The sequence below is a fragment of the Pseudoalteromonas sp. CH_XMU1449-3 genome, from assembly GCF_037027245.1.
Lineage (GTDB): Bacteria > Pseudomonadota > Gammaproteobacteria > Enterobacterales > Alteromonadaceae > Pseudoalteromonas > Pseudoalteromonas shioyasakiensis.
The window spans coordinates 146,189-158,114 of the sequence record NZ_JAYMDY010000008.1 but is presented as its reverse complement, the minus strand read 5'-3'; the positions used below and the strand labels follow the sequence as shown (position 1 = coordinate 158,114).

The 11,926-nt window shown below is 40.4% G+C and carries 9 protein-coding genes; all 9 read right to left on the bottom strand.

What is annotated here, in order from left to right; all coding sequences use genetic code 11:
* Positions 1 to 90: 90 nt before the first annotated feature.
* A complete protein-coding gene (locus WA256_RS11995) occupies positions 91 to 1,455 on the bottom strand; it encodes a DUF1329 domain-containing protein (RefSeq protein ID WP_252948783.1) in 1,365 nt (454 codons plus the stop codon).
* A 12-nt stretch (positions 1,456 to 1,467) separates the two neighbouring features.
* Entirely contained in the window at positions 1,468 to 3,552 is a 2,085-nt protein-coding gene (locus WA256_RS11990; protein ID WP_055022161.1) for a DUF1302 domain-containing protein, read from the bottom strand.
* A gap of 298 nt (positions 3,553 to 3,850) precedes the next feature.
* The gene (locus WA256_RS11985; RefSeq protein ID WP_082401568.1) at positions 3,851 to 4,072 is read right to left on the bottom strand and encodes a DUF2835 domain-containing protein; all 222 of its coding nucleotides are present in this window, start codon (positions 4,070 to 4,072) and stop codon (positions 3,851 to 3,853) included.
* Positions 4,072 to 6,666 (bottom strand): aminopeptidase N, encoded by a 2,595-nt coding sequence (pepN, locus tag WA256_RS11980; protein WP_335991731.1) that lies wholly within the window; start codon positions 6,664 to 6,666, stop codon positions 4,072 to 4,074. Before pepN ends, WA256_RS11985 begins: the two co-directional genes overlap by 1 nt.
* Positions 6,667 to 6,707: 41 nt before the next feature.
* Positions 6,708 to 8,189 (bottom strand): Na+/H+ antiporter NhaC, encoded by a 1,482-nt coding sequence (nhaC, locus tag WA256_RS11975; RefSeq protein ID WP_054561590.1) that lies wholly within the window; start codon positions 8,187 to 8,189, stop codon positions 6,708 to 6,710.
* A 178-nt stretch (positions 8,190 to 8,367) separates the two neighbouring features.
* Positions 8,368 to 10,392, bottom strand: coding sequence for a carboxy terminal-processing peptidase (prc, locus tag WA256_RS11970; protein WP_062564479.1), 2,025 nt, complete (start codon positions 10,390 to 10,392; stop codon positions 8,368 to 8,370).
* A gap of 27 nt (positions 10,393 to 10,419) precedes the next feature.
* A complete protein-coding gene (gene proQ / locus WA256_RS11965) occupies positions 10,420 to 11,070 on the bottom strand; it encodes an RNA chaperone ProQ (RefSeq protein WP_055022158.1) in 651 nt (216 codons plus the stop codon).
* 14 nt (positions 11,071 to 11,084) lie between these two features.
* Positions 11,085 to 11,363 (bottom strand): hypothetical protein, encoded by a 279-nt coding sequence (locus WA256_RS11960; RefSeq protein WP_054561593.1) that lies wholly within the window; start codon positions 11,361 to 11,363, stop codon positions 11,085 to 11,087.
* Entirely contained in the window at positions 11,360 to 11,821 is a 462-nt protein-coding gene (locus tag WA256_RS11955; RefSeq protein ID WP_054561594.1) for a GAF domain-containing protein, read from the bottom strand. The genes WA256_RS11960 and WA256_RS11955 overlap by 4 nt, the downstream gene beginning before the upstream one ends.
* Positions 11,822 to 11,926: the final 105 nt, after the last annotated feature.

Sequence of the window (11,926 nt, the reverse complement as noted above, 5' to 3'; positions counted from 1 at the left end):
AAGTCAAAAAAGCCACTGAGAAATCTATTGCGTGTACTGATGACTTACGCGAATTGCAAAAGGCACCTGGGGTCAGGTGCCTTAATTTGATTAACGACCTTCGCGGCGTAATGCGCTTGAAGTAAACTCGTTATCGTTGAATGATTGTGAGAAATCATACATTTTTTCTTGGTTGTCTAAACCAATTGCTAAATAACGACGAGAGTTAAGGTCATGGTAAACTTCTAACGTACTCCAATGAGTTGGTACTTCATAGTAGTTAAGACCATGCGCCATCGCTACACGATACATTTGATCACGGTTATCATAGATATCCGTTACATGAACTTGCCAGCTATCTTCATCAATATAGAAAACACGTTTTTTATAGATATGACGCGTGCCCTCTTTCAGGTTCGCTTCAACAACCCAAACACGGTGTTTTTCATAACGAACATGTTCAGGATTGATATGACCTGCTTGCAGAATATCATCGTAGCTTAGTTTGTCACTGTGAAGCTTATAGCTGTTATAAGGAATATAAAGCTCTTGCTTACCTTTTAATGTCCAGTTGTAACGATTTGGAGAACCGTTGAACATATCAAAGTCATCAGTCGTACGTAAGCTATCAGCAGCTGTTCCCGGTGCATCATAGGCAACATTAGGTGCACGACGAACACGACGCTGACCTGAGTTGTATGTCCATGCTTGGCGTGGCGTTAAGATTTGGTCCATTGTTTCATGAACTAGTAACGCAGTACCAGCAAGACGCGCTGGCTCAGTTACTTTTTGCTTAAACTTAAACAAGATATTAGATTCTTGTAGCTTTTCAGGCGTTGCTTCAGGTGATGAATACTCAACTAACAGTTGCTCATCAAAACCTACATAATTATATGAACCAGATGCTGTTGGTGCAGCTTGGCCACCAGAACGCTCTATTGATAAACCACGGAAACGTAATAAGTGGTTCCAAATAGCTTCTAAGCCATCTTTAGGGATTGGGAACGGAACACCCACAGCGGTATTTTTAATACCGTTACCGCCCTCTACTAACTCAGCTGTCGTTGCATACTTTTTAGTTGCATCATATACAAACTGAGGATAAGACGCGCTACGACGAGTTGGATAGATGTTCATCTTAAACGTATCAGGATAGGTATTGAATAATTCAATTTGACCTGGGCTTAAGAAATCTTTGTACTCAGCTACATTCGATTTATCAATCGTGAATAAGATTTTATCATCAGCAAACGGATCAGGATGATGCATTCCCGGTTTATAACCAGCAGGTGGTGTTGTAATACCACCATCCCAAGCTGGGATAGAACCGTCTTTATTCGCAGCTTTTTCTGCGCCAATAGGTGTTAAATCTTTACCTAAACGTGCCGCTTCATCAGCGGTAATTTTTGCAAGTACACTTGAGCTTGCGAAAACGCCACAAAATGCTGCAGCAATGAGGGTAGGTTTTCTAATAATCATAATTTACCCTTAGATTGAATATTTAATATTGAAAGATACATAATCGCGGTCAGAGAAAGTATTCGTTGCGCCACCACCCCAGAATGAGTTGTAGCTAAAGTCGAACGACCACGCATTTTGATAGTTGAAGTTCATGGTAACACCGAGCGATTTACGGTCTTCAACAAATAAGAACATTGGATCAGGTGTAATACCATTCACATCGTGCGAGAACACAAAACGTGGTGAGAAGTTAACACCACTGAAGAAGTTATAATAATCACCTTTCGCAATTAAACGATAACCCCACGCAGAAGCCGTTGGGAACGGGTTCGTTTCAGGACCATTAGAAAGACCTAAGTGCAGTGTTGAATAATCATCACTTAATGGGCCTTGCATAATACCGCTTCGACCAGTACCAGCAACATTTAAACGAAGCTCATCGTAATCTGGCATATCGTTAATGCGTACACCACCAATTTCACCAACTACCGCCCAGCTATCAGCTCCAAGTGAAGGGCCAAATAGGTGTGTTGCTGTAAATTGTAATTGTGCAGTGTTACGTAGGATAAAACCTTGTGCTACTTCACCAGGGCCGACAACGCTTGTAGCATCGCCTGGGCTCATTTGTGAAATACCAGCAAAGTCAGGACGAATACCTGCAACTGCTAATTGCTCAGGCATACCCGCATATAACAGCTCTACGTCATCAATTTGCAGAGGCTCATCTTGGCGGAATGCAAATTCACCAGCAAGTGCCGTTTCGCCTACAGATGTGTTGAAGCTAAGACCGTACAGTTTAATATCTTCAGGGTATTCTAACTGGCCTTTAGTGAATGCTTGAAGATTAGTTACATTATCTTCTGTGATATCTGTTGTTAATAACATACCGATATCAGCAGCGATTGCCGCATCAGTGAAGTTTGATACCTGACCAGAAATTACCGGACGACGGCTATGATAGTTAATGTGGTATAACGCCACTTCAGTGTCGTTTAATTCAGGTAAGTACATACCTAAACGTAAACCATACTGGCCACCATCGTCTGGCTCGTTTTTACCTGCACCACCTTTGCCTTTTAACGCCACTTTGGTTGGGTAAGCTAAGTACATTTGCGCCATCATTGCTTGGCCTTGTGCTGATGTAGGATCAACACCTTGCGAGCGAACAATGTCATCTAAATTATTTAAGCTTTCAGTTAAGAATGCTAAATCAATATCCGGGTTAGACGTGAAGCCCAATTGAATATTTTGCTGATAACCATTTTCTGACGCGAAATCGTTCGTCGAGAAGTATGTACCAGCCGCTGGAAGACGTGTTTCATGCCATTCATATTGGTAGAAACCTTCTAGCGTTAAATTATCTGTGATGCCTAGTGATGCCCAAAGCATACCAACAGGTATGAAAGCTTCTTTTAACTCTGCACCTGGCGCTTTTAAACGATCGATATCAACTGGGTTAACGTTAATACCATGAGAAATCAAGGTACTCTCACCCCAGTTCACAACTTGTTGGCCTAAACGAATAGACAGCGGGTTACGGCCTTCATTTAAATCAAAGTTTGCCCAAACATAAGCGTCTAGTAAACGTAAATCAGCACACACTTGTTCTTTTGTGTCGTCATCGTCACATGGGTCTACTTTGTTACCTGATGTTGGGTTGCTATAAGCGTAATCACCATCCATCAAGGCAAAGTCGTAAAAGTACATAAAGCGAGTGAAGAAACCAAAATTATCTTTGCTGATTGATAACTCATGGTTACCTTTTAATAATTTTGAGAATGAATCACCACTATCAAAATTGAGGTTACCTGCATCACCATTATTTGAGTATGCACCTGGTTGGTTCCATACATCAGCAGAAGAATAAATTGGATTTAAAGCAGAATGATAACCCGTCCAGTCAAATGAAGGATTATTACTCTTACCTATATGTTGAAAATCTCGGTCTTCAACACGAATGCTTTGGCCATAAGAGAAGTTAGAGTCAAAACGTATATCGAAGTCACCTAACTCAAAGTTTGCCGCATGCAAAGATGTGCTTGAGAGTCCGAGTGTAGCCGCCGCGAGTCCCAAAGCTATTTTGTTTTTAACAAAAAGCGATCGTTTTATCATTGTGTTCATCCCCCTGTAACGGGTTGTTTTGTGATCAAATTGTTGTTTTTAGTATCTTTCTAACGATAGAAGCGAAACAGTAAAATTACAATATAGAACGCGTTCAATCGGTTAATATTTATTTAAAAATGTGACGTTTACGTATTGGTAAGACGTCATACCAGATATTTTATACACGTAAATTAACAATAGAACAAATCGAATTAACAAAAATATAATAAATTTAGCGAATTGGGGACAGTGAAATTTAGCATTTTGGACGACAAATATTACAAAAAAAGCAGCTATTGCTGCTTTTTTAACTAATTTTCTCGAGTTTTAAAAACTGATTTTCAGCCGTTAATGTCAACCTAAAGCGCCCTCTTATTCCTAGTGAAGAAATAAAAGGACGCAAATGGTGAGCGTCAAAGCGAACTGTCTTGCCACCATCCTCTGTAACTTGCACAGATTTATATTTACCATGATAGTAGTCAAGACACTCTGAGTAACTCAGATACAAGGCAAAATAGTACTCTGTCATTAACTTTCGAGTGCTTTCTCTACTTTTTCAAACAGATCATCACTAAGGCCGTCTAAATCAGCTAAACGTTGAAGTTGTGCTTTCATTGCCGCAGAACGATTTTCATCATAGCGTTTCCATGACATAAATGGCGTTAGCATGCGTGATGCATTTTGCGGATTAATATCGTTAAGCTTCACTAATAAGTCACCTAATAGCTGATACCCTTCACCATCGGCTCGATGGAATTGAGTGATATTAAAGTGGCTAAAGCTACCAACCAAAGCTCGCACACGGTTAGGATTACCAAAGTCAAAACTTGGGTGATCATAGAGCGCTTTAATATCGCTGATACTCGATGCTGAATCTTTCATCGCTTGCAGTGCAAACCATTTATCCATAACGAGCACATCATGACGCCATTTGGCATCAAACTCTGTTAAAAGCGTATCACATAGTGAGTGATTTGCTTTTACAATAGCACTTAATGCAGCAAGTGCATTAGTCATATTATTACTGTGGGCAGACTCTTCGATAAGGCCATTAACGTCGCTGTGATTTGTTTTCGCTAAATAGTGTAAACAAAGTTGCTTAAGAGCACGCACTGCAACGGCTGTAGCAGATGTTGAACCATCATCTTCAAGCGCGTTATAACAATTAACCAATGATTCTGTTAGGAAGTTGGCAATTTGCGATTCAAATGCATTTTGAACAGCAATAATGTCATCAACAGGGATGACAGCATATTCAGCTGCAAGAGTATCGTAGCTAGGCAGTTTTAACAGCTCCGAAATCAGCGCAAGGTCACCTTCACGATTATCAACTAGTAGCTTTAATGCCGACAAGATATCATCCGATAAGCAAGCTTCACCACTGGCAATCGCCGCTTTCATTTCATTAGTAAATAAGCGCTGCTGAGCATCCCAACGTGAAAAGTCACTGCGAGCAAAACGCATAATATGTAACAGTTCCGCTGCAGATGTATTTTGATTAACGATGCATGGCGCAGAGAAATCTTCTAGTAGTACTGCGACTGGGCGCTGTTTAATGCCCTCAAAAACAAACTGCTGTGTTTTTTCTGTGACATTCAATACCGAATCTTGTGGCTGATTATCAATCACAAGTGGTAGCGACTGCCCTTCACTATCTAAAAGTTCAATAGCAAAAGGAATATGCAGTAAGGCATTGTTAGGCTGATTATCAGGTGCAAACTGCTCAATGCTTAATGTGAAAGTTTGGTTTTGTTCATCATAAGCTTGCTCTACATTGAGCTTAGGTGTACCCGCTTGACTATACCAGCGCTTAAATTGCGTTAAATCAATGCCAGACGCATCACTCATGGCAGCGACAAAATCATCACAAGTAACTGCTTGTCCGTCATGGCGCTCGAAATACAATGCCATACCTTGTTGGAACTTTTCTTCTCCAAGTAAGGTGTGCATCATGCGAATAACTTCAGCCCCTTTGTCATACACAGTCACTGTATAAAAGTTATTCATTTCAATGACTTTTTCAGGGCGAATTGGGTGAGCCATAGGGCCTGCATCTTCACTAAATTGGTGAGTACGCATTACTTTAACCGCATCAATACGATTAAGCGCACGTGAGCCTAAGTCGCTACTAAACTCTTGGTCACGGAAAACCGTTAAGCCTTCTTTTAAAGACAACTGGAACCAGTCACGGCAAGTCACACGGTTGCCGGTCCAGTTATGGAAGTACTCGTGACCTACAATTGATTCAATCGTATGGTAATCTTTGTCTGTAGCTGTTTCTTGATTAGCAAGAACACATTTAGAGTTAAAGATATTCAGGCCTTTATTTTCCATTGCGCCCATGTTGAAGAAATCAACGGCAACAATCATGTAAATATCTAAATCGTATTCAAGGTTAAAGCGCTCTTCATCCCATTGCATTGATTTCTTTAAAGAAGTCATGGCATGAGGCGTTTTTGATAAATTACCTTTATCAACAAACAAGGCTAATTCAACTTTTCGTCCAGACTGCGTCGTGTAATGGTCACGTAATACGTCAAAATCACCGGCGACTAATGCAAATAAGTAGCTAGGCTTTTTAAATGGGTCTTGCCATTTTACAAAATGACGGCCGTCATCTAAGTTACCTGATTCAATTTGGTTACCATTAGACAGTAAGTGAGTGTACTTTTTGTCGGCAATAATGGTTACATCGAAGCTAGCAAGTACGTCTGGGCGGTCAAGGTAATAAGTAATCTTTCTAAAACCTTCTGCCTCACATTGCGTACAGTAAGCACCACCCGACAAGTATAAACCTTCTAACGAGGTATTCGTTTGCGGGTCAATATGGTTTTCAATTTTCAGAATAAAGCTTTCAGGTAAGTTATGAATGATCAGCTTTTCATCTTCAAGCGTGTAATCATCATACGCTTTGTCATCAACCATCAATGAAATTAGCGTTAAATCAACACCATCTAGCGCAAGATCTGCATTGCTTTCATCGGTACGATTGATTGTCATTGTTGACTGCACTGATGTTTTTAAAGGGGCTAATTCGAAGCGTAAATCGATGTGTTGAATTGAGAATTGTGGGGCTTGGTAATCTTTTAAATATTGAGCTTGAGGTTTACTCGTAGCAGACATTACTGACTCCAAATGGCCCTGCTTAGCAGGGCCTAAATAGTTTATTCGGCGTTAGCTTCTTGTTTAAGATGTTTTGGGGTAATACGTAAAATTTTAATACCAAAATAGGCATAAACAACCGCTAAGAATGGATTAATTAAATTAAAGAACGCGTACATTGCATAGTCAAATGGATTGATTAGTAAAACACTTTGCATATAGGCACCACAGGTATTCCAAGGAATAAGTGGGCTAGTAATTGTGCCACCATCTTCTAATGTGCGAGATAAATTTACAGGTTTTAAACCGCGTTTTTCATATTCGTCTTTAAACATACGACCAGGAACAACAATCGCGATATATTGGTCAGCTGCAACCGCATTGGTACCAATACACGTTGCAATCGTTGCAGTGATAAGAGAACCTGTGCTTTTAGCAATCTTTAAGATGCTCTTAACGAACATATCAAGTAAGCCGGTTTTTTCCATGATAGCGCCAAACATCAAGGCCGTCATAATCAGCCAAGTGGTTGTTAGCATGCCAGCCATACCACCACCGCTTAATAGTGAATCCATTTTTTCATCGCCAGTGTCAATGCTGAAACCATCGAAGAATGTTGTCCAAACTAATTTGAAGTAACCAATTGCTTGGCCTTGTGATGCATCAATTTGGCTATTTATTAAATCTGATTGAAATAACATAGCCCAAATCGCACCTAGCACCGCACCAATCGAAATAGCAGGGAAAGCTGGCATTTTACGAATTGCTAAAAACAATAACACCACCAGTGGTACTAGCATTTCAAAACCAATATTAAAGTTTTGCTCTAATAAATTAACGATTTCATCAATACGGCCAGCTTCAGCAGAACCACCGGCATTAAAGCCCATAAAGATAAAAATAATTAACGCAATAATGAAGCTTGGCACTGTAGTCCAAAGCATATGATGGATATGCTCAAATAAATCTGCCCCTGCCACTGCTGGTGCTAAGTTTGTTGTTTCAGAAAGCGGGCTTAATTTATCACCAAAGTAGGCACCAGAAATGACCGCACCTGCCGTGACGACTTGCTCTAAGCCAAGACCAGTTGCAACACCTAATAACGCCACACCGATAGTCGCAGCTGTAGTCCAAGAGCTACCAATACTCATAGCCACAATGCCACAAATCAAACAGCTAGCGGCATAGAACCAGCTAGGATTGATAATTTGTAAGCCATAGTAAATTAGAGTGGGTACAGTTCCTGATAACAGCCAAGTACCGATTAAGGCACCCACCATTAACAGTATAATGATTGCTCCAAGGGATAAGGTGATCCCCTCAATCATGGCTTGTTCTAGTTTCTTCCAGGTGTAACCATTTTTTAAGCCAATTAATGCCGCGGTAAATGTAGCGAATAATAAAGCGATTTGGTTAGGACCCGATGATGAGTTATCACCGAATAAATAAACAGCAGCGCCTAGTAGGCACACGAGCACAGTAATTGGGATTAAGGCATCTAAAAAACTGGCCTGTTTAATTGGCTTCTCTTCAATTGAATTCAAAAGATAGTCTCCTACACGTCTTATGTGGCGTGTTTAATTATTATTGTAAGCTTTGACGCAAAACTTCAGTGGCCTTATGCAGCCAGATTTTGTGATTATACCAATCTAACCTGTTTTAGGTAGCAAAAAAGGCGCTTAAGCGCCTTTTTATTAATCGATATTGCTAATTAATTGCTAATTATTTCTTAGCGATACGACCATATTTTATATAATCTTGGGTGATTAATGCCGCTTCTTCTAAGAAAGGGTCTAGCTCGTCAAGGCTATCAGGTAAATCGTCAAGCTTCTCTACTGGCTTTTCACCAAGGCGAACAAGTCGTTCATTAGCACGTTCTAACGCGCGTTCTTCACCTTCGTCTTTCTCTTTTAGACGGGTCGCTTCAACCAATGAGATAGTCTTACGGTCTTTCTCTTCTTGATAGCGCTCAATGTCAGCAAACACATAACCAAATTCAGGCTCATCTGCAATACGCGCATCATGAAGCTTATTAACGTAAGCAATCGCTGGTTTTAGGTTATCAACAGAGTTGTACTTAGCACGTATGATGCTATCCCAAGGTAGCGCGTTGTCTTGTTGACTCTCGCCCCACTCTGATGGCTCAATTGCCGATGGGAATGACACATCTGGAATCACGCCTTTGTGCTGTGTGCTTCCGCCATTAATTCGGTAGAATTTTGCAATGGTATACTGCACGCTACCTAATGGATGGTCGTATAAGTCATAAGCACGGCCAAGTGGTTTGTGCTGCTGTACAGTACCCTTACCAAAGGTTTGCTCACCAATCACAATAGCACGGCCGTAATCTTGCATCGCTGCTGCAAAAATCTCTGAGGCAGATGCACTGTAGCGATCAACCAACACAGTGAGTGGGCCATCATAAAAAGTGACGCCGTCACGGTCTTTTTGCTCTTCAATACGATTATTTAGCGTATGAATTTGTACTACAGGACCTTGATCGATAAATAAGCCAGAAAGCTGAGTCGCTTCGTAAAGTGAACCGCCGCCGTTTTGACGTAAATCGATGATGATACCGTCTACTTTGGCTTCTTTTAATTTTGCAATTTCAACTTTAACGTCTTGCGATAAATTATTATAGAAACCAGGGATTTCAATCACACCAATTTTGCTGGTTAAGTCTGAATATTTTGCTTCAAATACTTCAGATTTTGCAGCGCGGTCTTCTAAGCGAATTTTATCACGTGTGATTTCAACCACTTTTGGTGTGCCGTGAGCATCTGCCCCTTTTAGATATTGCAGGCGAACTTTTGTCCCTTTCGGGCCTTTAATCAAATCAACTACGTCATCTAAACGCCAGCCAATTACATCAACAAAGTCTTCACCTTCTTGGGCAACACCAATGATACGGTCATCTGCTTTAATTTGTTCAGACTTATCAGCCGGGCCGCCAGGTACTAAGCTGCGGATTACCGTGTAATCTTCGTCATAACTGAGTACCGCACCAATACCTTCTAATTCAAGATCCATGTCCATCTTGAATTGCTCAGCGCGACGAGGTGATAAATAAGAGGTATGCGCTTCAATGCTTCGTGCGAATGAGTTCATCACGATTTGGAAAGCATCTTCACTGTTCGTTTGTACTAAACGCTTTTGCGCATTGTGGTAACGTTTGGTCAAGACTTCTTTAATGCCTTGCCAATCTTTACCAGTCATTTTTAATCGTAAAGCATCGTATTTAACGCGCTGACGCCAAAGTTCATCAAGCTCAGCTTGGCTAGTTGCCCAATTAGCGTCTTCGCGGTCAAACAGATACTCATCTTCTTTATCGAACTTCATTTCGTTTTCAAGTAACGATAAAGAATAGTCATAGCGTTCAAAACGACGTTTTAAACTTAAGTTAAAAATATCAAAGGCAAATCCCAATTTACCTGTCGACAATGCATTATCAAATTGGTCTTTATATTGCTCAAACGAGGCAATGTCAGAGGCTAAAAACACATTTTTATTGTAGTCGAGAGATTCAATGTAACGATCAAAAACCTTCTCAGATAATTCATCGTTAAATTTAATTGGTTTGTAGTGTGCACGAGTAAATAAGTTTGTCACCCGTTTGCTTGCCGTACTATGTTGGCTTTCTTGCTTGAGTACTGGCAGGTCTTTTTCAGTCAGATTGTCTGAAGATGCCAATAATGAACCTGAAAACAGGGCAGCGACTAACGGAATGAGCGTAAACTTTTTACTCATACACAACTCCTTTATTTTTTACAGCTATTAAATGATATACAGGCTGTCTGCTTTGGTCTTAACTTGCATTCCTGTTACTAACTCGACGTGAACTTCATCTTTATTCACTTCAGTAATAACCGCGTTTACAAGTGCTTGGCCAAGTTTAACTTTAACTTTGCTATTAACCTTGACCTCTGAGGCAGGTAAAGGTTCAACTTTTCCTGAACGTTTTGCAGGAGCAGCTTTAGCAGGCTTATTATTTACTTTAGCGCCTTTTTCGCCAGATTTAGCGTGGTGGCCGCTATTCTTTTTGTAAGATTTTGTGTCACCGTCTTTACGAGGACGTTGTGGCTTCTTACGCTTCGCCATTTTAGCGCGACTTTCTTCTAACGCTTTTTGTGCGTGCTCAATGTGCTCTTGTTCTACTTTTTCGTCTTGATTACCATCAAGGTCGATACGGAACTCAGACTTAGTCACAGCTTCTAAATAGCGCCAGTTTGAGGTGTACTTTCTTAGTGCTTGACGAACCTGAGTTTTACTTACTTTCTCAGAACCTTCAATACGCTCAGCGATATCTTTAAAAATACCTACTTTAAGCGGCTGAATACCGTCTTTTTGTTTAAAACATTTTGGAAATTCTTGGTATAAGAAATCCAGTACTTCATTAATATCTTTTAGCTTGTTTGTGGTTTCCATGTTAGAACCTTTTATTACATCTTTTCATCAAGTGATGAATCGACATAGTGTGTTACCCAGTCGGTCAACTCTTCGAAGTCCGCTTCGATAAGCGCTAAATCACCTCGAAGGTGTTCCCAAATACCATTTATAATTTCATCAATTGATTCACAGTCAAGGTCATCCGGTAGACGTTCCCATGCCATGTGAATCAAGTCGTTGAGCCTTTCAGCAACAACTTCTTCTTCCCCTTCCCAATCACCAACATCTTGGATTGCAAAGAGGTAATCTTGCACATTTAGCAGATCTTTCATTTTAGATTTGCCTCAAAGCATTTTACCAATGCTTCTAAACCAGCTTGATCATCAGCATCGAATCGCGCAATGCTTGGGCTGTCGATATCAAGTACAGCAAATACTTTACCGTCTTTGAAAATCGGCACAACTACTTCTGAGTTAGATGCAGCATCACAGGCAATATGACCAGCAAATGCATGCACGTCTTCAATGAGTTGTGTTTGTTGTGTTTGCGCGGCAGTTCCACATACCCCTTTACCTACTGGAATACGGATACATGCAGGATTACCTTGAAACGGCCCTAGCACTAATTCTTCAGGTGAATCCATTAAATAAAAGCCCGCCCAATTGATATCCTCTAAAGAGGTAAATAACAGCGCACTAATATTTGCCATGTTGGCAATAACATTTGATTCACCAGTGATTAGCGACTCAGTTTGTTTAACTAATGACTGGTAAAAATCTTGCTTTTGCATACCAAACTACTTCTTATTAAACATACAGTAGCTAAAGGTACTCTTTGTAGACGACAAATGAAACCTTTTGAGGGCAAAAAAAAACATTTTGCCCTCAATTTCAGT